We start from the raw sequence: 23970 nt of genomic DNA, 5'->3' as shown, positions 1-23970 counted from the left end.
TGATTACATTCGCCTCTCATCGAAGTCCAGGAATGTTCGCTGTAAACGGTCAGGCTGGTTTTGCGCGCATTGCCTGCACCCTGTTGTGCCGCTCGGGATGAGCGGCCCCGGGTGCGGCGTGCCCTCGGCATGACGATCGATTCCATGCGCCCCGTTGCGGCAGTGAGTTTTATGCTCGCTCTGCCGCACGTCCGGGCATACACCCCCTCCAGCTCTCCCCTCCCGCGTATGTCCCTGTAGTCCGCCGCCCTGGCAAGGCGGCTTTGGAACGGCCCACGGGTCGCGGAGTGAATAATGAAACGTATGTTGTTTAATGCTACGCAGCAAGAAGAGTTGCGCGTAGCGATCGTCGACGGTCAAAAACTGATCGACATCGATATCGAAACGGCCGGACGCGAACAGCGCAAGTCGAACATCTACAAGGGTGTCATCACCCGTATCGAACCCTCCCTCGAAGCTTGCTTCGTCAGCTACGGCGAAGACCGCCACGGCTTCCTCCCCTTCAAAGAAGTTGCCCGCACGTATTTCCGTGAGGGTGTCGACGTGCGCAATGCCTCCATCAAGGAAGCGCTGCGCGAAGGCCAGGAAATCATGGTGCAGGTCGAGAAGGAAGAACGCGGCAACAAGGGCGCCGCCCTGACCTCGTTCATCTCGCTGGCGGGCCGCTACCTGGTCCTGATGCCGAACAACCCGCGCGGCGGCGGCGTATCGCGCCGTGTCGAAGGCGAAGAGCGCCAGGAACTGCGCGAGACGATGGACAAGCTGGACCTGCCGCAAGGCATGTCGGTGATTGCCCGCACCGCCGGCATCGGCCGCAACGTCGAAGAACTGCAGTGGGACCTGAATTACCTGATGCAACTCTGGCGCGCGATCGAAGGCGCCGGCAAGTCGGCCTCGGGCGCCTTCCTGATCTATCAGGAGTCGTCGCTGGTGATCCGCGCGATCCGCGACTACTTCCAGCCTGATATCGGCGAAGTCCTGATCGACACCGACGAGATCTACGAACAGGCCCAGCAGTTCATGAGCCACGTGATGCCGGACATGGCGCACCGCGTGAAGCGTTACAGCGACGACGTGCCGCTGTTCTCGCGTTTCCAGATCGAACACCAGATCGAAACCGCCTACGCGCGCACCGTGCCGCTGCCATCGGGCGGCGCGATCGTCATCGACCACACCGAAGCGCTGGTCTCCATCGACGTCAACTCGGCACGCGCCACGCGCGGCTCGGACATCGAGACCACCGCCTTCAACACCAACTGCGAAGCGGCCGACGAAGTGGCGCGCCAGCTGCGCCTGCGCGACCTGGGCGGCCTGATCGTCATCGACTTCATCGACATGGAAGTCGCCAAGAACCAGCGCGAAGTCGAAACCCGCCTCAAGGACGCCCTGCACCACGACCGTGCGCGCGTCCAGATGGGCAAGATCTCGCGCTTCGGCTTGATGGAGCTGTCGCGCCAGCGCCTGCGTCCGTCGCTGTCCGAAGGTTCGCACGTGACCTGCCCGCGCTGCTCGGGCACCGGCCACATCCGCGACACCGAATCGTCGGCCCTGCAAGTCCTGCGCATCATCCAGGAAGAGGCGATGAAGGAAAACTCGGCGACCATTCACGTGCAGGTGCCGGTCGACGTCGCAGCCTTCCTGCTCAACGAGAAGCGCGGCGAAGTCCTGAAAATCGAGAACCGCCACCGCATCACCGTGATCCTGGTGCCGAACAAGCACCTCGACACCCCGCACTACAAGCTCGAGCGCATCAAGCACGACGATCCGCGCCTGGAAGAAGCCGCCGCCAGCTACACCCTGGCCGAGACGGCCGAAACCGACATGGCCTACAGCAAGCGCCAGAAAGAAGAAGCCAAGCCGCGCCAGGAAGCCATGGTCAAGACCATCACCCCGGCCCAGCCGGCGCCGGTGGTCGACCGCAGCGAAGCGGCGAAACCAGTCAAGCCAGTGGAAGTGCCGGTCGCTCCTGCTCCGGTTGCTGCCGAGCCGGTCGGCTTCTTCGGCAAGCTGAAGAGCTTCTTCTTCGGTGCACCGGAAGCCCCGGCGCCGGCGCCTGTCGCTGCCGAGCCGGTCAAGCCGGCCGCCCCGAGCCCAGCCGAGCGCAACGGCCGTGGTCCGCGTGCCCGTAATGGACGCAATGAGGGCCGCAATGAGGGCCGCAACGAGGGCCGCGGCGGCAAGCCGGAGCGTAATCGCGAAGAGCGCGACACGACGGCCAAGGCGGGCGTCGATGAAACCGCCAAGGCAGGCGAGGTCGAGGGCAAACCAGCCCGTCCACCGCGTCCGCCACGCGAGCCGCGCGCTCCGCGTGAGGCACGCGAAGGCGCTGAAGTCCAGGCCGCACCGCGTGCCGAGCGCGCCGAGCGTCCGGAACGCGCACCGCGCCAGCCGCGCGAACGCGCAGAACGCCAGCCGGTCGAAGCCAAGGCCGAGGAACTGAACGTTCTCACCGCGATCCCGACGCCTGAATCCGAACTGTCGACCACGACGCCGCACGGCGACCAGCTCGAGCACGCCGTCAAGGCGGTGACCAGCACCGGCCCGCAAGGCGAAGAAATCGAGGGCGAAGGCGACGAGCCGCGCCGCCGCCGCCGCCGTGGTGGCCGCAACCGTAACCGCCGCGACCGCGACGGCAACGAAATCGAGTCGGGCGAACTGGGCGAACAGGAAGGTACGCCGGCATTCATGCCGGTCGCCGACGAGGAAGCCGCCAAGGTTGCCGCCGCCGAGAAGACCGGCCGTGGCCGTGGCCGCAAGCAGGCCGCCGCCCAGGCGCCGTGGCCGTTCCCGACCGCCGCATCGGTCGCCGCTGCCCAGGCCAAGGCTGCCGCCAAGGTCGCTCCGGCCCCGGTTGCCAAGCCAGCACCGGCGCCGATCTTCGGCGTGCCGGCAGCGACGAACCAGACCTGGTTCTTCCCGACCGCCGCATCGATCGCCGCGGCCCAGCCGAAACCGGCAGCCGCCGAGCCGGTGCAAGCCGCTCCGGTGCAAGCCGCTCCGGCGCCTGTGGTGGAAGCACCTGCCGCTCCTGCGCCAGTTGCCGAGGCGCCTGCTGCTGCGCCGGTCGCTCCTGCTCCGGCGCCTGCCCCGGCGCCGGTTGCTCCGGCCCCGGTCGCTGCTCCGGCTCCGGCTCCTGCACCTGCACCTGCACCGGCTCCGGCTCCGCAAGCGGCCATCGCCGACCTGAGCGAAGCGCTCGGCGCCGCCGGCCTGACGCTGGCCGCGACCGATCCGGAAAAGCTGCGCGCAGCCCAGGAAGCGGCCGCCCAGGCAGCCGCCCCGGTGCGCGTCGGCCGTGCCCGCAAGCCGGTGCCGAAGCTGGCCGACGAGCCGCTGGTCCAGGTCGACACGCGCCAGTAATCGTGCCGGGTTGACTCAACCGAAAGGGAAGCCGCGTGCTTCCCTTTTTTTATTTTGCGATGCGACCTGCATATGAACGCTCATCCAGCTCCCGCTTCTACCCCGGCCTCCGTCAGCCTGCGCACAGCCTTCCTCTACTGGCTCAAGCTCGGCTTCATCAGCTTCGGCGGCCCGGCCGGGCAGATCGCGCTGATGCACACGGAACTGGTCGAGCGCCGGCGCTGGATTTCCGAAGGCCGCTTCCTGCACGCGCTGAACTACTGCATGCTGCTGCCCGGTCCCGAAGCGACGCAACTGGCGGTGTACATCGGCTGGCTCCTGCACCGCACGCGCGGCGGCATCATCGCCGGGGTGCTGTTCATCCTGCCTTCGCTGCTGATCCTGATCGGGCTCTCCTGGATCTATCTCGCCTTCGGACACCTGGCGGTGGTGGCCGGCATCATGAACGGCATCAAGCCGGCGGTGGTGGCGATCGTGCTGGCCGCCGCCTGGCGCATCGGCAGCCGCACGCTGAAAAACGGCGTGCTGATCGCGATTGCCGGCGCCGCCTTTGTCGCCATCGCCCTGCTCCAGCTTCCCTTCCCGCTGATCGTGCTGGCGGCGGCGCTGGCCGGCATGCTGGGCGCGCGGCTGCGGCCACAGGCTTTCCAGCCAGGCGGTACGCACGGTGCTCACCGTGAAGCGGACGCCGGGCGGCCGCGCGCCCTCATCGACGACGATACGCCGACGCCCGGACACGCCCGCTTTTCGCGCAGGCGCCTGGCAGCGGTCGTGCTGGCTGGCGCCGGCCTGATGCTGGCAAGCTGGGTGCTGCTGGCAGCCTGGGGTGGCCAGCACGGCACCTTGGCGCAGATGGGCTGGTTCTTCACCAAGGCGGCCATGCTGACCTTTGGCGGCGCCTATGCCGTGCTGCCGTATGTGGTGCAGGGCGCGGTCGAGCACTACGGCTGGCTCAGCGCGCCGCAGATGATCGACGGCCTGGCGCTGGGCGAGACCACGCCCGGCCCCCTGATCATGATCGTCGCCTTTGTCGGCTTTGTCGGCGGCTGGACGCACACGGTATTCGGGGCGGCCGCGCCGTGGCTGGGCGGGATCGCCGGCGCTACCGTCGCCGCGCTGTTCACCTTCATCCCCTCGTTCGTCTTCATCCTCGCCGGCGGCCCGCTGGTCGAGTCCACGCGCGGCAACCTGCGCCTGACCGCCCCCCTGACCGCGATCTCGGCGGCGGTGGTCGGCGTGATCGCCAGCCTGGCGCTCTACTTCGGGCGCGCGGTCTTTTACGCCGGCGGCAGCGTCCAGCCACAGGCGATCGTGCTCGGCCTGCTGGCCGCAATCGCCCTGCTGCGCTACAAGGTCGGTACCATCAGCCTGATCGCCGCCTGTGCGGCAGCGGGGCTCGTGCTATCGTATTGGCATGTCTGAAAAAATCATCATGCTGCACGACCTGCGCGCGCCTACGCTGGCGGTCCCGGCGGTGCCCGTGGCGCCCGGCGGCATCCTGACCGATGCCTTGTCGCGTCCCCTGCACGACCTGCGCATTTCCGTCACCGACCGCTGCAATTTCCGCTGCGTTTACTGCATGCCGAAGGAAGTGTTCGGCAAGGACTATCCTTATTTACCGCATGGCGACCTGCTCTCGTTCGAGGAAATCACACGCGTGGCGCGCCTGTTCGTGGCGCACGGCGTCGAGAAGATCCGCCTGACCGGGGGCGAACCGCTGCTGCGCAAGAACCTCGAACACCTGGTGGCGATGCTGCGCACCGTGCCGACGCCATCCGGACGGCCGCTCGACCTGACGCTCACGACCAACGGCTCGCTGCTGGCTCGGAAAGCGCGTGTGTTGAAAGAAGCTGGCCTCGACCGGGTCACGGTCTCGCTCGACGCGCTCGACGATTCAGTATTCAAGCGCATGAATGACGTCGACTTTTCAGTGGCCGACGTACTGGCCGGGATCGACGCGGCGCACGCGGCCGGCCTGGGACCGGTGAAAGTCAACATGGTCGTCAAGCGCGGCACGAACGACGACCAGATCGTGCCGATGGCGCGCCATTTCAAAGGCTCGCCGACGATCCTGCGCTTCATCGAATACATGGATGTCGGCGCATCGAATGGCTGGAACATGGACGAAGTGGTGCCATCCGGCGAAGTGATTCGACGCATCGGCGCCGAGCTGCCCCTGGTGCCGGCCGCGGCCAACTACACGGGCGAGACGGCCGCGCGCTGGCGCTACCTGGACGGCGGCGGCGAAGTCGGCGTCATCTCCAGCGTCACCGGCGCCTTTTGCAAGGATTGCAGCCGCATGCGCCTGTCCACCGAAGGCAAGCTGTACACCTGCCTGTTCGCCACCCGCGGCCACGACCTGCGCGCCCTGCTGCGCGCCGGCCACGACGACCTGGCCATCGGCGGGGCGATTGCCCAGCTGTGGCAAGGCCGCACGGATCGCTATTCCGAAACGCGCACGGCCGACACGACGGGCCTCGAGCGCGGCGCGCGCAAAGTTGAAATGTCCTACATTGGCGGTTAAGAATCAATGACACAACAAGCATCGATCAGCGGGCTGATCCTCGCGGGCGGACGCGGCACGCGCATGGGCCAGGTCGACAAGGGCCTGCAGCCGTTTCGCGGCAAAACCATGGCGGCGCACGTGCTGGAACGGCTCGCGCCCCAGGTAGCGCAGGTGGCGATCAACGCCAACCAGAACCTGGACACCTATGCGGCGCTCGGCGTGCCGGTGTGGCCGGACGACCTCGCCGGGTTCGCCGGTCCGCTGGCCGGCATGGAAACCGGCATGCGGCGCTGCCGGACCGAATACCTGCTCACCGCGCCCTGCGATTCGCCCTTCCTGCCGCCGGACCTGGCGTCCCGCTTGCTGGCCGCGCTGCGCGCGCAGGATGCGGACCTCGCCTTTGCCGTGACGCAGGAGCCGGGACAGCGCCCGCAGCCGCATCCGGTGTTCTGCCTGGTGAAGGCCGCGCTGCTGCCGATCCTGTCCCGGTATCTGGCCGAGGGCGGACGCCGCATGGATGGCTGGTACACGGATTTGAAGGCGGTCGAGGTGCTGTTCGAGGACGTCGACGCCTTCCGCAACATCAATACACTCGATGAGCTGCACAGCCTCGATACGACACGTGCGCCGCGCCTGGCGGACGTGACGAGCTGTCTCTCGGCCTACGATCCGGATGCGCTGCCGGTCAAGGACGCCCAGCGCATCATCCGCGACTTCGTGCAGCCCGTGCAGGCTGTCGAACAGGTCGCGCTGCGCGCCGCGCTCGGCCGCGTGCTGGCGCGCGACATCGTCTCGCCGATCAACGTGCCGGCGCACGACAACTCGGCGATGGACGGCTATGCGCTGCGCGGCGAGGATTTGCCCGTTGATGGGCAGCTGCGTTTGAACGTCATCGGCACCGTGTATGCGGGCAAGCCGATCGACGTGGCGCCGAAAGCCGGCGAATGCGTGCGCATCATGACCGGCGGCGTCATGCCGGCCGGCTGCGACAGCGTGATCCCGCAGGAATTCGTGGCTGAAGAGGGTCAGGAGTCGATCGTGATCGCGGCGGGCGTGTTGAAAGCCGGCGACAACCGCCGCTTCGCCGGCGAAGATTTACAAGCGGGCAGCGCCGCGCTGAAAGCCGGCAAGGTGATTCGCCCGGCCGACCTCGGCCTGGTCGCCTCGCTCGGCATTGCCGAAGTGCCGGTGCGGCGCCGCCTGCGCGTGGCCTTCTTCTCGACCGGCGACGAGCTGCGCTCGATCGGCCAGGCGCTCGACGAGGGCAGCGTCTACGACAGCAACCGCTACACGATCTACGGCATGCTGCAGCGCCTCGGCTGCGACATCATCGACATGGGCATCGTGCGCGACGACCCGGCCGCGCTGGAAGAAGCGCTGCGCAGCGCCTGCGAAAACGCGGACGCCATCATCACCTCGGGTGGCGTCTCGGTCGGCGCGGCCGACTACACGAAGCAGATCATGGCGCGCCTGGGCGACGTCACGTTCTGGAAGATCGGCATGCGTCCCGGCCGGCCGCTCGCGTTCGGCCGCGTTGCTTCGAACGGCCACAGCGCGTTCCTGTTCGGGCTGCCGGGCAATCCGGTGGCGGTGATGGTCTCGTTCTACTTCTTCGCGCGCGAAGCCCTGCTACGCATGATGGGGGCGGACGCGCCGCTGCCGCTGCTGCGTGCGCGCTCAGCGGGCGCAATCCGCAAGAAGCCGGGGCGCACGGAATACCAGCGCGGGATTTTGACGCAGGGCGAGGACGGGGTGCCGATGGTCGCAATCACGGGCTCGCAGGGCTCGGGCATTTTACGCTCGATGTCGGAGGCGAATTGCATGGTGGTGCTGCACGATGGGCAGGGGAATGTGGCGCCGGGGGATATGGTGGATGTGCTGATGTTCGAAGGGCTGGTGTAACGCATATCGACATCGCATCTGTAGGGTGGGCGCCCCGTGCCCACGCGGGTACGATCGTCTCCGAATTGCACTACCCTACTCCATCCACATCGACTTCGCCGGCTGCGTTCCACCCCAATCCGAAGGATATAAACCTTCTCGCACATACCGATGAAACGTCGAATAGGGCCACTCCGCCGCACTTGCGGCATGTCCGTGACGAACGGGATTGACATGGACGTAATCCATGTGCCTTTCGAAATCGCGTTCATCGCGGATCTGATGCTCGTAAAACCGGCGCTGCCAGATGGCGGCATCACGATGTTTGATGCGTGACGTACTGGCAGTGCCTGCAGTAGGCCCAGATACCCCGGCGAAGCGGGATACCGAATTCTTGATGAGCGCCCAGCGCGTCGAATAATCGACGTCTCCGTCGGGCAAGGTCCAGATGCAATGCAGGTGATCGGGCATGAGCACCCACGCATCAATGTCGAACGGCCGTGTGATGCGAACGTCCTCCAGCGCCCGACGCAATGCCGAGCGCATTGGAGGAAGGCACAGGATCGGTTGGCGCCGGAACGACACCAAGGTGAAAAAGTATGTGGGGCCAGTGCGAGCGCGGCGGTATCGAGGCATGGTGGCGCGCATTGTAGAGTGCGCGCGCGGCCGTACGTTATGCAGCGAAGATGATTAATGAGAGGCGTCAACGCGACGCAGCGGCATTGATTCCGACAGGCATCGCGTCAGTGCAAAGTTCCGGTGGGCACGGGGCGCCCACCCTACGAGTCTTCCGGCCCGAGCATTAGTTGAGCCGCCTCGCTCGGCAGCGCCTCCACCGACTTCAGCTTCCTCGCCATTTGCCGGCTGCGCACCTCCGCGTTCTCGATGTTCTTCGCCGCCTTCTCCAGCGTCAGCTTGGTCGCGGCCAGCACGTCGCCGAACTTGCCGAACTCGGTCTTCACCGCGCCCAGCACCTGCCACACTTCCGACGAGCGCTTTTCCAGCGCCAGCGTGCGGAAGCCCATCTGCAGGCTGTTGAGCAGCGCCGACAGGGTCGAGGGGCCGGCGATCGTCACGCGCAGCGTGCGCTGCAGGTCGTCGGCGAGGCCCGGGCGGCGCATGACTTCGGCGTACAGGCCTTCGGTCGGCAGGAACAGGATCGCAAAGTCCGTCGTTTGCGGCGGCGAGACGTATTTTTCGCAGATCGTCTTCGCTTCAGTGCGCACCGCGCGTTCCAGTTCGGCCCCGTATTTCGCCACGCCCTCGGCATCGGCGCGGTCCTGGGATTCGAGCAGGCGCTCGTACTGCTCCTTCGGGAACTTGGCGTCGATCGGCAGCCATAGCGGCGCGCCGCCGTCGGTCACGCCCGGCAGCTTGATCGCGAATTCGACGCGCGCATTCGTGCCCGCCACGGTCTCGACGTTCTTCGCATACTGGTCGACGGTCAGTACCTGCTCGAGCAGCATCTCGAGCTGCACTTCGCCCCATGTGCCGCGCGTTTTCACGTTGGTCAGCACGCGTTTGAGGTCGCCGACGCCGATCGCCAGCTGCTGCATCTCCCCCAGTCCCTGGTGCACCTTTTCGAGGCGCTCGGAGACCTGGCGGAACGATTCGCTGAGGCGCGTCTCCAGCGTCGTGTGCAGCTTTTCGTCGACCGTCTGGCGCATCTCTTCCAGGCGCTTGGCGTTGTCAAGTTGCAGGTCGCGGATCTTGTGCTCGAGCGTGGCCCGCACTTCCAGCATGCGCTGGGCGTTCGATTCGGTGAGGTTGGCGAGGGTCTGCTGCAGCGTGTCGGCAAAGCGCTTCAAGGACCGCGCCTGCTCTTCGCGCCCACCTGCGGCGTGCAACTGCATCTGCTGGCGCATGCTCTCTAACTGCTGGACGATCGCCCCCTGGTGCTGTCCCATGTGGCCGGCCAGTTCCTGGCGCGTGGCCTGTGCGCTGTGCTGCAACTCCTGGCGCAGCTCGCGCTCGAGGCGCTCGAAGGCGAGCGCGCTGCCGCTGCTCCGGCCGCGCAGGAGCAGCAGCACCTGCAAGGCGATCACGGCGAGTACGCCGGCCACCAACACCGCAAATTGGAAAGTGGACATCAGTCGGCCTTGTTGCGCATCCAGTCGGCGGTCTGGTAGAAGGACTGCATCAGCCGCATCCGCAGATCTTCCTCGATGCCGATGTCTTCCATCGCCCAGGCCATCGCGCGCAGCCATTGATCGCGCTCGCTGGTGCCGATCCCGAACGGTAAATGGCGCGCGCGCAGGCGCGGGTGGCCATGGCGCTCGACGAAGAGGTCGGGCCCGCCCATCCAGCCCGACAGGAACATGAAGAGTTTTTCGCGCGAACTGTCGTTCGGCTTGGGATGCATCGCGTGGATGCCCGCGAATTCGGGCTCCAGCTCCATCAGGTCATAAAAGCGGTCGACCAGTTCGCGCAGGCGCGTCTCGCCGCCGATGATTTCGTACAGGGTTTGGTTCTCGGACATGGCGTCATGATAGCGCAGCGGAAGCGGGCCGTGGGGGCGTGGACGCGTGGACGGCGGAGCCGTCCACCCCTACGGTCAGCGCATGCGCCTACGCTTCGCGCAGCGTCTGCAGCGGCGGCTGCCTCAGCACGCTGCGCAGTCCCAGCCAGCCGCCAGCCAATGCGCACACGATCCCGGCCACGAGCCCGGCCAGCCAGACGCCGGGTTCGAAACTCCAGGGGAACTTGAACTGGTAGTTGGCCAGCGCCCAGCCCAGCAGCGCGGCGCCGGACGCGGCCAGCAGGCCGGCCAGCCCGCCGATTAGCACGAACTCGATGCGCTGCGCCTGCGCCAGCTGCCGGCGCGTGGCGCCCAGCGCACGCAAGAGGCCCGCTTCGCGCGTGCGTTCCGAGGTCGAGCCCATCAGCGCCGCATACAGCACCAGCACGCCCGAGGCGAGCGTGAACAGGAACAGGAATTCGACCGCCACCACGACCTGGTCGACCACCTCCTGCACCTGCCGGATGATGCCGCTGACGTCGATCACGGTCAGGTTCGGATACGTGCGCGCCAGCGTGTTCGCAAGGCCGGCGCCCTGCTGCGGCAAGTGGAAGGCCGTCATGTAGGTGGCCGGCGCATTCGCCATCGCCTGCGGATTGATGATGACGAAGAAGTTGGCGCGCATCGAACCCCATTCGAGCTTGCGCAGGCTCGTCACCTTCGCGTCGACCACGATGCCGGCCATGTCGAAGCGCATCACGTCGCCCAGTTTCAGGCCGAGGGTTTTCGCAATGCCCTGCTCCACCGAGGCCTCGGACACGCCCGCCGCATCCGCGTACCACTTGCCGGCGACGATGTCGTTGCCTTCGGGCGCCTGCGCCATCGTCGACAGGTTGAATTCGCGGTTTGCGAGACGCTGCGCATCGTCGCTCGTATAGGTCGCGGGCGTGATGGCCTTGCCGTTCACGGCCGTCAGGCGGCCGCGGATCATCGGGTACAGCACGGGTTTCTCGACGCCCGCGCCCGCGATGCGGCGTGCCACATCTTCTTTCTGTTCGGGCAGCACGTTGATGATGAAGCGGTTCGGCGCATTCTCCGGCGTGGCGCGCTGCCAGGCCGCGACCAGGTCGCCGCGCACCACGGTCAGCAAGAGCAGCGCCATCAGCCCCAGCGCCAGCGACACCACCTGCACGATGGTCGCACCGGGACGGCGCTGCAGCGAGGTGATGGCGAAGCGCCAGCCCTGGTGCGTCGACATGCCGCGCAGCCGCCGCAAGAGTTTCAGTGCGAGCCAGGCGACCAGCGCGAAGACCGCGAAGCCGCCCAGGAAGCCGCCGGCCGTCAGCAGCGCGAGCTTCGGGTCCCCCGCTTGCCACAGCAGCAAGGCGACAAACACGCCGATGCCAAGGCCGTAGGTGGCAAGCGCCATCGGCTGCGGCGCAGCCTGCTCGCGCCGGATCACGCGGTTGTGCGGCACGTTGCGCAACTGGAGGACCGGCGGCAGCGCGAAGCCGACCAGCAGCAGCATGCCGGTGGCGATCCCCTGCAAAGCCGGCAGCGGCGAGACCGGCGGCAGGTCGCTCGGGAGCAGCGTGCCGATCAACTGAAGCAGCACGAAGTGGGCGCCGAAGCCGACCAGCACGCCGATGACGCTGCCCGCCAGGCCGACGATGGCGAATTCGATCAGGTAGAGCGCGCCGACGCCATTTTGCGTCATGCCGAGGCAGCGCAGCATGGCGCAGGCGTCCAGGTGGCGCTGCATGAAGCGGCGCGCGGCCATCGCCACGGCGACCGCCGCCAGCATGGCCGAGAGCAGGCCGACCAGCGACAGGAAGCGGTCGGCGCGTTCCAGCGTGGCCTGCATCTCGGGCCGGCCGTTTTCGATTGACTCGATGCGCACGCCTTTGATATTCCCGGCAGCGATCCGCGCGCGCAGCCAGGCGTCGAATTCGCGCACCCGCGCCAGGTCGTTGTTCGAGGGCGCTGCCACCAGCAGTTTATAGGTGACGCGCGCGAAATCGTCGACCAGGCCGGTCGACTTCAGGTCCGACAAGGACAGCATCACGCGCGGCGCGAAGTTGGCGAAGGAGGCGCCGCGGTCGGGTTCGGCCGCGATCAGCCGGGCGATCGTGAAGCGGCGCTCGCCCACCTGGAGCGGGCCGCCGACTTTCACGTTCAGCGCAGGCAGCAGGTTGGGGTCGACCCAGACGGTGCCCGGAGCTGGAATCGCACCGGCAGGCGTGCCGCGCGCCGCGCCGGCCGCGACCGGATCGGTGGTGGTACGCAGGATCCCGCGCAGCGGATAGCCGTTCGACACGGCCTTGATCGAGGCCAGCTGGGCTTGAGAGGCCTCGCCCTCCCCGCCTTGCGCCATGCTGGGGAAGGTGACGGTGTCGGCCAGCAGCAGGCCGCGCCGCTGCGCTTCCTGGCGCCAGGCGGGCGGCACCGGGTTGTCGGCGTTCACCAGCAGGTCGGCGCCGAGCAGCTGGTTGGCATCGCGCGCCAGTCCCGCGCGCATGCGATCGATGAAGAAGCCGACCGACGATAAAGCCGACACCGCCACGACCAGCGCCACCAGCAGGAAGCGCAGTTCGCCCGCGCGCCAGTCGCGCGCGGTCATGCGGAGGGACTGGCGGAACATTGGCGGCTATCCTTGGCGCGCGGCGAAGAACTCGTCGACTTCAGCGAGGTAAGCGCGCTTCTGCTCCGGCCCGAGGAAGGCCGCGCTGAAGCTGTTGCGGGCCAGCTGGCGCGCATGCGAGGCGTCGAGCGGCAGCGCCTCGAAAGCGGCGATGAAATTGGCGTTCATGTAGCCGCCGAAGTAGGCCGGGTCGTCCGAGTTGACGGTCGCCACGAGTCCCTTGTCGAGCAGGGTGCGCAGGTTGTGCGAGCCCATCACGTCGAACACGCGCAGCTTGATGTTCGACAGCGGGCAGACGGTCAGCGCCATCTGTTCGCGCACCAGGCGCTCGACCAGTTCATCGCTTTCGAGGCAGCGCACGCCATGGTCGATGCGTTCGACATTGAGCACGTCGAGCGCGCTTTCGATATAAGCCGGCGGCCCCTCCTCGCCCGCATGGGCCACCAGGCGCAGGCCGAGCTGGCGCGCACGCTCGAACACGCGCGCGAACTTTTCCGGCGGATGACCCACCTCCGAAGAATCGAGGCCGACGCCGATGAACTTGTCGCGGTGCGGGAGCGACTCGTCCAGCGTGGCCAGGGCTTCTTCCTCGGACAGGTGGCGCAAGAAACACATGATGAGCGTGGCGCTGATCGGCGCGTCCTGGCAGGCGCGCCAGATACCGTTGATCACGGTCTCGAAGGGCACGCCGCGCGCGGTATGGGTCTGCGGGTCGAAGAAGATTTCGGCATGGCGCACATGATCAAGAGCGGCGCGCGCCAGGTAGGCGGCCGTCATGTCGTAGAAATCCTGTTCGACCAGCAGCACGCTGGCGCCGGCGTAATAAATGTCGAGGAAGGACTGCAAATCAGTGAAAGCGTAGGCCTGGCGCAACGCTTCGACCGATGGATAAGGTAACGACACGCCGTTCCTTTGCGCGAGCGCAAAGATCAGCTCCGGCTCAAGCGAGCCCTCGATATGGATGTGAAGTTCGGCCTTCGGCATCTGTTCAATGGTCTGGCGCAGCTGCTCGTTCAGCATGGGATGTTCTCCGTCAAAGGCGGTTTTTCGGGGCAAGGCCGCAAGTGTACCGCATGCCGATGCGCCCCAGTTTTCATTGGACGAGAGAACGAAAAACCGCCGGTTTCGCGTGCGCCACCGGCCCGCCGGATCGTGCAATATCGACCCAGCGCTTTCGTCACCCCAGCAATAAAGATTGGGGGAAATAGCCATGTGGCATGCATAAGACACCTCCCTGTTTTTTGCTGTCCGCGAGGCTTTGAATGCGCTAAAAATCCCATTGTTTTCCAGTCGAATCAGTTACTTACAATCGTTACGGCCACGTACTTGATACTGCTTTGACTTCGAGAACCAATAGGGACATAATAAATTTCAGAAACAAAAGAAGACCCTCCAACCATTTGGGAAATCCGGCCACAAGCCGGCTCGAACAAGAACAATCCGCCTGAGCCGCCGCCCACTTCGCGGCGCTACCGGGACGACCCACGAGACGGGATTCAGCGAAAAAATGGGGCTTTGGCAGTCGGCATCAGGCCGCCTGTCGTGACAGTGATCGTTGTTAGCAAACTAAAGGACATGCACATGACCATTTTTGACAACTACGCAGCCCGTTACGAGCGCACCCGTGAAGAAGAATATTCCCTGTCCGAATATCTTGCCCTCTGCAAGAAGGACCCGCTGATCTATGCCAGCGCGCCGGAACGCATGCTGGCCGCGATCGGAGAGCCGCAACTGGTCGATACCCGGCTCGATCCGCGCCTGTCGCGCATCTTTGCCAACAAGGTCATCAAGATCTATCCCGCCTTCCGCGAGTTCTACGGCATGGAGGAAGTGATCGAGCAGGTCGTGTCCTATTTCCGCCACGCGGCGCAGGGCCTGGAAGAACGCAAGCAGATCCTTTACCTGCTGGGGCCGGTCGGCGGCGGCAAGTCGTCGATCGCGGAAAAACTGAAACACCTGATGGAGCAGGTCCCCTTTTACGCGATCAAGGGCTCGCCCGTGAACGAATCGCCGCTCGGCTTGTTCAATGAAGACGAGGACGGCGTCATCCTGGAAGAAGACTACGGCATCCCGCGCCGCTACCTGCGTTCGATCCCGAGCCCCTGGGCCGTGAAACGCCTGCACGAGTTTGGCGGCGACATCAACAAGTTCCGCGTCGTCAAGCGCTACCCCTCCATCCTCAAGCAAATCGCCATTTCGAAAACCGAGCCGGGCGACGAAAACAACCAGGACATTTCCTCGCTGGTCGGCAAGGTCGATATCCGCAAGCTCGAGGATTATTCGCAGGACGATCCGGACGCCTACAGCTATTCCGGCGGCCTGTGCCTGGCGAACCAGGGCCTGATGGAATTCGTCGAGATGTTCAAGGCCCCGATCAAAGTGCTGCACCCGCTGCTGACTGCCACCCAGGAAGGCAATTACAAGGGCACCGAAGGTTTTGGCGCCATCCCCTTCGAGGGCATCATCCTGGCGCACTCGAACGAGTCGGAATGGAAGACCTTCCGCAACAACCGCAATAACGAGGCTTTCCTAGACCGGATCTATATCGTGAAGGTGCCGTACTGCCTGCGCATTTCGGACGAGATCAAGATTTACGATAAGTTGATCCACAATTCGTCGCTCGAGAAAGCGCCCTGCGCGCCGGGGACGCTGCGCATGATGGCGCAGTTCGCGATCCTGTCGCGCCTGAAAGACCCGGAAAACTCGAGCATCTATTCGAAGATGCTGGTCTACGACGGCGAGAACCTGAAGGACACCGACCCGAAAGCCAAGTCGCTGCACGAATACGTCGACTACGCCGGCGTGGACGAAGGCATGAATGGCTTGTCGACGCGCTTCGCCTTCAAGATCCTGTCGAAGGTCTTCAACTTCGACAATACCGAAGTGGCGGCCAATCCGGTGCACCTGCTGTATGTGCTGGAGCAGCAGATCGAACGCGAGCAATTCCCGCCTGAACAAGAGCAGCGCTACCACTCCTATATCAAGGAGCACCTGGCGCAGCGCTATGTCGATTTCATCGGCAAGGAAATCCAGACCGCCTACCTGGAAAGCTATTCGGAATACGGCCAGAATATTTTCGACCGTTATGTGACCTTTGCCGATTTCTGGATCCAGGACCAGGAATTCCGCGATCCGGATACCGGCGAGAGTTTCGACCGCGAGTCGCTCAACGCCGAGCTGGAAAAGATCGAAAAGCCGGCCGGCATTTCGAATCCGAAGGATTTCCGCAACGAGATCGTCAACTTCGGCCTGAGGGCCCGGGCAACGAATGGCGGCAAGAATCCGGCCTGGACCAGCTACGAAAAGTTCCGTACCGTGATCGAGAAAAAAATGTTCTCGAATACCGAGGAACTTCTGCCGGTTATTTCGTTCAACGCCAAAGCGAGTGCCGAAGACGCGACCAAGCATGCCGACTTCGTCAACCGCATGGTGGAAAAGGGTTACACCGCCAAGCAGGTGCGGCTCCTGTGCGAATGGTACCTGCGCGTAAGGAAGTCGTCGTAAGGCAGGCGCCGGCGGCGGCGCGCCCTGGGCGGCGTGCCGTGCGCAGCGGGGGTTTGCCGGCAGCGGCCGCCTGAAAGCCGGATCGCTGCGCACCCTGCGACGCAATTTTGGCGAGCTGCCAGCCGTGCGCACCCCGCTTATGCACGCTGCGTATTAAGATAGGGGGACCGTGGCAGTTGGCGGTCCGCCGCGGTTTTTACAGGAGGCATGTTTTGACTTACCTCATCGACCGACGCTTGCAGAGCAAGAAAAAGTCCGCGGTGAACCGTGAACGCTTCCTGCGCCGCTACAAGGCGCAAATCAAGGATGCGGTCGGCCGCGCGATCAAGGGCCGCTCGATCACGGACATCGAGAACGGCGAGAAAGTCTCGATTCCCGTCAAGGATGTCAACGAACCGCATTTCGGCCACGCCCACGGCGGCGTGTGGGAAACCGTCAACCCGGGCAATACCGAATACCAGAAAGGCGACCAGTTCAGCCGCCCGCGCAGCGGTGGCGGCGGTTCCGGCCGTGGCCGCGCCGGCAACAGCGACCAGACCAGCGAGGACGACTTCATCTTCGAGCTCTCGCGCGAAGAATTCATGAATTACTTCTTCGAAGACCTCGAGCTGCCGAACATGGTCAAGACGCAGCTGACCCAGACCATCGATTTCAAAACCCAGCGCGCCGGCTACAACGTGTCGGGCACGCCGTCGAACATCCACGTGCTGCGCTCGCTGCGCGGCGCACTCGGACGGCGCATCGCGGTGGGCGGCCCCAGCCGGCGGGCCGTGAACGAACTCCAGCAGGAACTGCAGGAGCTCTGCGATGCCGAGGTGCCCGAGGACGACCCGCGCGTGATCGAACTGAAGCGCCAGATCCACCACCTGCACACGCGCATCAACGCCATCCCCTTCATCGATCCGTTCGACCTGCGCTACAGCAACCGCATCAAGGTGCCGAAACCCAGCACCCAGGCCGTGATGTTCTGCATCATGGACGTTTCCGGCTCGATGGACGAAACGCGCAAGGACACCGCCAAGCGCTTCTTCATCCTGCTCTATCTGTTCCTCAAGCGGGTTTACGAACGCATCGACGTCGTCTTCATCCGCCACCATACGGCCGCGGCCGAAGTCGACGAGGACGAATTCTTCCACTCGCGCGAGTCGGGCGGCACCGTCGTCTCGTCGGCCTTGCACCTGCTGCAAAAGGTAATCGGCGAGCGCTACGCGAGTTCCGACTGGAACGCCTATGTCGCCCAGGCGTCCGACGGCGACAACTGGGACAACGACTCGGTGCTGTGCAAACAATTGCTCGACAACGGGATCATGCCGAAGGTGCAGTACTACACCTATGTGGAAATCACCGACGGGCCGCCGCAGAACCTGTGGGAGCAGTACACCGAGGTCGCCGCGCACCATGCCAATTTCGCGATGCAAAAGATCGTGACGCCGGCCGACATTTACCCGGTCTTCCGCGAGCTGTTCAAGAAGCAGCCCAAGTAAACAGAGGCACCGCATTGAGAGCGATACCATGCCAGACGACCGCACCAAAAACCCGCGTGCCCTGCCCGAACAGTCGGAGTGGACCTTCGACCTGATCGAGCAGGCGCACGAAGAAATCCGCCGCGTGGCCAGGAAATTCGGCCTCGACACCTACCCCAACCAGCTCGAGATCATCACCGCCGAGCAGATGATGGACGCCTACACCTCGGTCGGCATGCCGGTGTCCTATAACCACTGGTCCTTCGGCAAGCACTTCCTGTCGACCGAAAAGAGCTACAAGCGCGGGCAGATGGGCCTGGCCTACGAGATCGTCATCAATTCCAATCCCTGCATCGCCTACCTGATGGAGGAAAACAGCCTGACGATGCAGGCGCTGGTCATCGCCCACGCCGCCTATGGCCATAACTCCTTCTTCAAGGGTAATTACCTGTTTCGCACCTGGACCGACGCCGAAGCGATCGTCGACTACATGGTGTTTGCCAAGAATTACATCGCCGAGTGCGAGCAGCGCTACGGCATCGATGCCGTCGAAGACCTGCTCGACTCCTGTCACGCGATCCAGAACTACGGTGTCGACCGCTACAAGCGGCCCGCCAAACTGTCGGTGGCCCAGGAAGCGGCGCGCCAGAAGGAGCGCGAAGAGTATGCACAGTCGCAGGTGAACGCCCTGTGGCGCACGGTGCCGCGGCGCGAGGAAGAAGAGCGCGACGCCCCGCCGCCGCGCTTTCCGCTCGAGCCCGAGGAAAACCTGCTGTACTTTATAGAGAAGTACGCGCCGCTGCTCGAACCATGGCAGCGCGAACTGGTGCGCATCACGCGCAAGATTTCGCAATATTTTTACCCGCAGCGCCAGACCCAGGTCATGAACGAGGGCTGGGCCACCTTCTGGCACTACACGATTTTGCAGGAACTATATAAAGAGGGCATCGTCGGCGACGGCTTCATGCTCGAGTTCCTGCAAAGCCACACGAACGTCGTTTACCAGCCGGCGGCGACCAGCCCCTATTACAGCGGCATCAATCCCTACGCGCTCGGATTTGCCATGATGAGCGACATACGGCGCATCTGCGAGAACCCGACCGACGAGGACCGGACCTGGTTCCCCGACATGGCCGGCAGCGACTGGATCAAGACGCTCGATTTCGCGATGCGCAACTTCAAGGACGAGAGCTTCGTCGCCCAGTACCTGTCGCCCAAGCTGATCCGCGACTTCCACTTCTTCGCCGTGCTCGACGACGACCGCAGCGACAAGCTCACCATCTCGGCCATCCACGACGAAGCCGGCTACCGCTACGTGCGCCAGCAGCTGGCCGAGCAGTACAACATCGGCAACCGCGAGCCGAATATCCAGGTCTGGCAAGTCAATACGCGCGACGACCGGGCCCTGACCTTGCGCCATACCCAGTTCCAGCGCCGCCCGCTCAACGCCCAGGCCCAGGAAGTGCTCAAGCACGTGGCCCGGCTGTGGGGCTTCGACGTGCGGCTCGAGACGGTCGACGCCACCGGCCACGTCGTCAGCTTCCTCGACTGCCGGCGCGAGAAACGCCACCGCTAATACACCGCAGCAAACCGCCTCCAGCCCGCCTGCCCCACACGGGTGCATGCCTGGAGGCAACCTCATCACTGATGCATGTCAAGATATAGCGACTCAACGACATGCCATCACCTCCAGTCATGCTTCCTGCCCCGTTGTGCCCCCACTTCTGTTAGCTGGCGAACGCTCGCGTTTGCCAAAACTCGCTATAGTTCGCAAAAAGCCGAGCATTGCACTATATGATATTTGCCAATAGGAAAATCCAGCGTGCAAAATTTGGTAAATACATACAGTTTCCACATCTTCTACAGTGCAGCCATATCAAGCAATTAAGTTGTAATTTTATATAGAGTTTTCCTGCGTTTTTTTGCACACCGAGGGTGCGTCCGGATGAGCAGTAAGGCCTGTTTTTACAGGGGTTTACGTCCATTTTGGAGCGTCAAAAATACCTGTGCAAAAAAGAATTCGTAGGTATAATTCGCCGATGTCCCGGACGCGGCCTTGTCATTTCGTCGTGTTTTGAGGGTTTAGTAGCAACAAAAAGAGTTGGTATTGGAGAAAGCAGGCATGAATTTTTCACATGAGAAGGAACCGGGGAAGAATCTCACTGGTATCACCATTGTGGTCCTGTTGCACGTCCTGGTCGCCTGGGGGATCATCAATGGTCTCGGTACGAAGGTGATCGCGAAGGTGCAGGAAGCAGTGGAAACGAAGTTGATCGAAGAGGTGAAACCACCGCCGCCGCCGGAAACTCCTCCACCGCCGCCACCGCCGGAAATGAAGGCCCCGCCGCCTCCGTTCATCCCGCCGGTCGAGGTTCAGGTGCAGCAACCGCCGCCGCCGCAGAACACGATTTCCGCCGCGACGAACACGCCGCCTCCGACGACCAGCCTGGCTCCGCCTGCGCCACCGGCACCGCCGTCGCCAGTTGCAGCACCAGCCGGTCCTAGCCGTACCGCTGCAGTCGCAGACTTCAGCACCTGCGCCAAACCGGAATACCCGAAAGCTTCGGCACGTAACGAAGAAGAAGGCAAGTCTGTGATTCAGTTCCTGATCGGCGTCGATGGCCGCATGGTTGAGTCGAAGATCGCGAAATCGAGTGGTTCGCGTGATCTGGACCGTGCAGCGCAGGCTGCCATCGGCAAGTGCCGCTTCAAACCGGCAATGGTCAATGGTCAACCTGAACAGGCGTGGACCTCGGTCGAGTACGTCTGGTCGCTGGACCAATAACCGAGACAGAAGATCGTCTCACAAACAGTGATTTTCGTTGTCTTTAGATCAGCGAACTGTCTATTTTTATATTTCTGGAGGAAGCATGTTTAAGAATACCCGTTTGTCCGCTGTACTGGCGGCAGTCCTGTTCTCGGTTACGGCGGCATCGGCCCTGGTCTCGGCACCAGCCTTCGCTGACGCACCGAAGGACGCAGCCCCGGCCGCCGCCGCACCGGCAGACGCAGCAGCCGCTCCGGCCGCTGACGCACCAGCCGCTGCACCTGCAGCCGAAGGCGCAGCCGCTCCGGCCGCCGCTGGCGCAAAAGAAGAAGTCAAGAACCCGTACGGCTTCTCGGCCATGTGGGCTGAAGGCGACTTCGTCAACAAGGGCACCATCATCATCCTGTCGCTGATGTCGATGGGCTCGTGGTACATCATCATCACCAAGCTGATCGACCAGTCGAAGATCATGCGCCAGTCGAAAGAAGTGTCGCAGAAGTTCTGGAAAGCCAACTCGATCGCTGCCGGTTCGGCCGCGCTGAAAGAAGGTTCGCCATTCCGCTTCATCGCTGAAACCGGCACCAAGGCTACCCAGCACCACGACGGCGCCCTGCTCGAGCAGATCGACCTGTCGACCTGGGTGACGATGCAAGTCCAGCGCGCCGTGGACCGCGTCCAGTCGCGCCTGCAGGATGGCCTGTCCTTCCTGGCAACCGTCGGTTCGACCTCGCCGTTCATCGGTCTGTTCGGTACCGTCTGGGGCATCTACAACGCACTGACCAACATCGGTATGTCGGGTAACGCATCGATCGACAAGGTCGCAGGTCCAGTCGGTGAAGCGCTGATCATGACCGCCTTCGGTCTGTTCGTCGCCGTTCCTGCCGTCCTGGGTTACAACTGGCTGGTTCGCCGCAACAAGTCGGCCATGGAAGATGTCCGTTCGTTCAGCGCCGACGTCCACTCGGTCCTGGTGTCGGGCGCCATGTCGACCTCGGAAGCCGCACGTGCTGCTACCTCGGCCAAGAAGATCGGCTAATTCCGGTCGTTGAAAAGATTGGATAAATCATGTCAATGAGTGTCGGCTCCGATAGCGGAGATGAAGATGCAGTGATGTCAGAGATCAACACGACGCCGCTTGTCGACATTATGTTGGTTCTCCTGATCATCTTCCTGATCACCAGTCCGGTGGTCCTGCAGTTGCAAAAGGTTAATCTGCCGGCAGAAACGAACCAGGTCACCAAGACTGCGCCGGAAGACATCAACATCACCGTCAACAAGGACGGCGAGATGTACTGGAACCAGCGCCGCATCCAGAACACGGACGAATTGTTCAAGTTCTTCGCGGAGCAGTCGGTGAAAGTACCCCAGCCTGCAGTGAAAGTCCGTGGCGACCAAGCCACCCGCTACGAAGCAATTGGTCGGGTGATCTACACGGCACAACGTGCTGGTGTGCAAAAGGTCGGTTTCGTGATCGAACCGCCTGACAAGATGTAATGTCAGCCGCGGCGTCGGAGGCAACTCCGGCGCCGCAACTTGCACCCCATTTGAAAAGGAAACACCATGGGTATGAACGTAGGTTCAGGCGCCGCCAAAGGGGCCGATCCGGAACCGATGATGGAAATGAACATGACGCCCCTGATCGACGTCTTGTTGGTCTTGATCATCATGTTGATTATCACGATTCCGAAGCAAAACCACTCGGTCAATCTGAACATGCCGGTGGGCACCCCACCGCCAAAGACCGAAGAGCCGCGCGTTGTCACGATCGACGTCGACTTCGATGGCACCATCCTCTGGGACGGCCAGGCAATTCCTGACCGCCCGACGCTGGAAGCCAAGATGAATGAAGTGGCTGCCCAGCCAAACCAGCCGGAAGTGCACCTGCGTCCGAACAAGCTGGTCGAGTACAAGGTTGTTGCCGGTGTCATGGCAACGGCTCAACGTCTCGGCGTCACGAAGATCGGCATGGTCGGTAACGAGCAGTTCCAGTAACCGCATCAGGCTTGACTAACACGGCAGGGTTTCCCTGCCGTGTCCATTTTCAAAGAAGGATTTTCATAGCATGAGCAAATTCCGTCTCGCACACCTCGGCCTCGCACTGGCCGCCCTTGGTTTTACCGCAGCAACTCCCATCATCGGCCTCGCCCCTGCCCAGGCAGCAGAAGCCCTGCGCGCCGAAGTCGGCAAGCCTTTGCAGGCAGCCCAGGCATTGATGAAACAGGGCAAGCACAAGGACGCCCTGGCAAAACTGCGCGAAGCGGACAAGGTCCCGAACAAGACCGCCAACGAAAGCTACCTGATCGATCGCGTGCGCGCTGCCGCCGCCTCCTCGGCCGGCGACTACGGCACCGCTGCCGACGCTTTTGAAGCTTTGATCGCCTCGGGCAAATTGTCTGCAGCCGAACGCAGCCAGTTCTCGGAAGGCCTGATCGGCATCTACATGCGCGGTGGCGAACTGAACAAGGCGAATGAAGCCATCCAGCGCCAGCTGAAAAACGGCGACGATCCGAAACTGCGCGCCTACCTGCTGCAAAACTATTACAAGCAGGGCAATATCGCTGCCCTGGAAACCGAACTGCAACGCGCCGAGAAGTCCGGCCACATGAGCGAAGACATGCTCGGCATGCTGGCGAACATCCAGCTCAAGAAGAACGACAAGGCCGGCTACGTCAACACCATCGAAAAGCTGGCGGCCAACTATCCGAAAGCCCAGTACTGGAACGACCTGCTGAACCGCGTGCAGGGCAAGCCTGGCTTCTCGAGCCGCCTGGCAGTCGACATCTACCGCCTGAAACTGGCCAACGGCCTGCTCAAGAAGCCGAGCGAGTACATGGAAATGGCACAGCTCGTGCTGCAGGCCAAGGCGCCGGCGGAAGCCCTGAAGATCATCGACAAGGGCTACAAGGCCGGCGCCCTGGGCACCGGTCCTGATGCCGCCCGTCACCAGCGCCTGAAAGACCTGGCCGAGAAGAGCCTGGCCGAGCGCAACAAGGATGCCGCCGCCTCAGAAGCCGAATACACGGCCGCCAAGGACAACGACGGCCTCGTTGGCCTCGGCTACAGCCTGGTGCAGGCAGGCCAGGCGGACAAGGGCCTGAAGATGATGGAATCGGCGATCAAGGCCGGCAACCTGCGCTACGCCGACGAAGCCAAGCTGCGCCTGGGCGAAGCCTATGCCGCAGCCGGCAAGAAGCAGCAGGCGATCAGCGCCCTGCGCGGCGTCGGCGGCAAGGAAGGTACGGCCGAGCTGGCACGTTACTGGATCATGGCGATCAACAAGCCGCTGGCTGGATAATCGTCTCGCGCGCGTTTTCCAGATCCGCATGAAACGCCGCCTGTTCGCAGGCGGCGTTTTTTTTACCCCACGCGTTCAACGCGCGCATGCCAGGC

Annotated in this window: 17 protein-coding genes; 12 read left to right on the top strand and 5 right to left on the bottom strand. The window is 63.6% G+C overall.

What is annotated here, in order from left to right; translation table 11 throughout:
• Nucleotides 1-294: 294 nt before the first annotated feature.
• The 4 genes from AC1MEM_RS09020 to moeA all read left to right on the top strand — a co-directional run bounded on the left by AC1MEM_RS09020 (nucleotide 295) and on the right by moeA (nucleotide 7768).
• A complete protein-coding gene (locus AC1MEM_RS09020) occupies nucleotides 295-3360 on the top strand; it encodes an Rne/Rng family ribonuclease (RefSeq protein ID WP_499476717.1) in 3066 nt (1021 codons plus the stop codon).
• Between the two features lie 72 nt (nucleotides 3361-3432).
• Nucleotides 3433-4782, top strand: coding sequence for a chromate efflux transporter (gene chrA, locus AC1MEM_RS09015; RefSeq protein ID WP_499476715.1), 1350 nt, complete (start codon nucleotides 3433-3435; stop codon nucleotides 4780-4782).
• Nucleotides 4775-5884, top strand: a complete 1110-nt coding sequence (gene moaA / locus AC1MEM_RS09010) for a GTP 3',8-cyclase MoaA (RefSeq protein WP_499476714.1) — start codon at nucleotides 4775-4777, stop codon at nucleotides 5882-5884. Before chrA ends, moaA begins: the two co-directional genes overlap by 8 nt.
• 6 nt (nucleotides 5885-5890) lie before the next feature.
• Complete coding sequence (gene moeA / locus AC1MEM_RS09005; RefSeq protein WP_499476713.1) at nucleotides 5891-7768, top strand: molybdopterin molybdotransferase MoeA; 1878 nt, start codon at nucleotides 5891-5893, stop codon at nucleotides 7766-7768.
• 75 nt (nucleotides 7769-7843) lie between these two features.
• Here the strand turns inward: moeA and AC1MEM_RS09000 are convergent, their stop codons facing one another.
• From AC1MEM_RS09000 to AC1MEM_RS08980, 5 genes are all read right to left on the bottom strand, one after another.
• Nucleotides 7844-8383, bottom strand: coding sequence for an REP-associated tyrosine transposase (locus AC1MEM_RS09000; RefSeq protein WP_499477609.1), 540 nt, complete (start codon nucleotides 8381-8383; stop codon nucleotides 7844-7846).
• A gap of 143 nt (nucleotides 8384-8526) precedes the next feature.
• Entirely contained in the window at nucleotides 8527-9837 is a 1311-nt protein-coding gene (locus tag AC1MEM_RS08995) for a DNA recombination protein RmuC (protein ID WP_499476712.1), read from the bottom strand.
• Nucleotides 9837-10226 carry a group II truncated hemoglobin gene (locus tag AC1MEM_RS08990; RefSeq protein ID WP_499476711.1) on the bottom strand — a complete coding sequence of 130 codons (390 nt, stop codon included), beginning with the start codon at nucleotides 10224-10226 and terminating at the stop codon, nucleotides 9837-9839. Before AC1MEM_RS08990 ends, AC1MEM_RS08995 begins: the two co-directional genes overlap by 1 nt.
• 88 nt (nucleotides 10227-10314) lie before the next feature.
• Nucleotides 10315-12846 carry an ABC transporter permease gene (locus AC1MEM_RS08985; RefSeq protein ID WP_499476710.1) on the bottom strand — a complete coding sequence of 844 codons (2532 nt, stop codon included), beginning with the start codon at nucleotides 12844-12846 and terminating at the stop codon, nucleotides 10315-10317.
• Nucleotides 12847-12852: 6 nt separating this feature from the next.
• Complete coding sequence (locus AC1MEM_RS08980; protein ID WP_499476709.1) at nucleotides 12853-13866, bottom strand: adenosine deaminase; 1014 nt, start codon at nucleotides 13864-13866, stop codon at nucleotides 12853-12855.
• A gap of 561 nt (nucleotides 13867-14427) precedes the next feature.
• Here AC1MEM_RS08980 and AC1MEM_RS08975 point away from each other — a divergent pair.
• The 8 genes from AC1MEM_RS08975 (at nucleotide 14428) to AC1MEM_RS08940 (ending at nucleotide 23875) form a co-directional block, all read left to right on the top strand.
• Entirely contained in the window at nucleotides 14428-16350 is a 1923-nt protein-coding gene (locus AC1MEM_RS08975; RefSeq protein WP_499476707.1) for a PrkA family serine protein kinase, read from the top strand.
• Nucleotides 16351-16562: 212 nt separating this feature from the next.
• Nucleotides 16563-17834, top strand: a complete 1272-nt coding sequence (locus AC1MEM_RS08970) for a YeaH/YhbH family protein (RefSeq protein ID WP_499476706.1) — start codon at nucleotides 16563-16565, stop codon at nucleotides 17832-17834.
• Nucleotides 17835-17862: 28 nt separating this feature from the next.
• Nucleotides 17863-19389 (top strand): SpoVR family protein, encoded by a 1527-nt coding sequence (locus AC1MEM_RS08965; RefSeq protein WP_499476705.1) that lies wholly within the window; start codon nucleotides 17863-17865, stop codon nucleotides 19387-19389.
• 546 nt (nucleotides 19390-19935) lie between these two features.
• Complete coding sequence (locus tag AC1MEM_RS08960) at nucleotides 19936-20598, top strand: energy transducer TonB (protein ID WP_499476704.1); 663 nt, start codon at nucleotides 19936-19938, stop codon at nucleotides 20596-20598.
• Nucleotides 20599-20683: 85 nt separating this feature from the next.
• Nucleotides 20684-21616: a MotA/TolQ/ExbB proton channel family protein gene (locus AC1MEM_RS08955; protein WP_499476702.1), complete on the top strand. Its 933-nt coding sequence runs from the start codon at nucleotides 20684-20686 to the stop codon at nucleotides 21614-21616.
• A gap of 29 nt (nucleotides 21617-21645) precedes the next feature.
• Nucleotides 21646-22074: an ExbD/TolR family protein gene (locus tag AC1MEM_RS08950; protein ID WP_499476701.1), complete on the top strand. Its 429-nt coding sequence runs from the start codon at nucleotides 21646-21648 to the stop codon at nucleotides 22072-22074.
• 66 nt (nucleotides 22075-22140) lie between these two features.
• Nucleotides 22141-22572, top strand: coding sequence for an ExbD/TolR family protein (locus AC1MEM_RS08945; RefSeq protein ID WP_499476700.1), 432 nt, complete (start codon nucleotides 22141-22143; stop codon nucleotides 22570-22572).
• 70 nt (nucleotides 22573-22642) lie between these two features.
• On the top strand, nucleotides 22643-23875 hold the full coding sequence (locus tag AC1MEM_RS08940; RefSeq protein ID WP_499476699.1) for a tetratricopeptide repeat protein: 1233 nt from the start codon (nucleotides 22643-22645) through the stop codon (nucleotides 23873-23875).
• Nucleotides 23876-23970: the final 95 nt, after the last annotated feature.

The organism is Telluria sp. AIW5 (assembly GCF_056680575.1).
The sequence above is the reverse complement of the archived record's forward strand: the minus strand, read 5'-3'. Positions and strand labels throughout refer to the sequence as shown.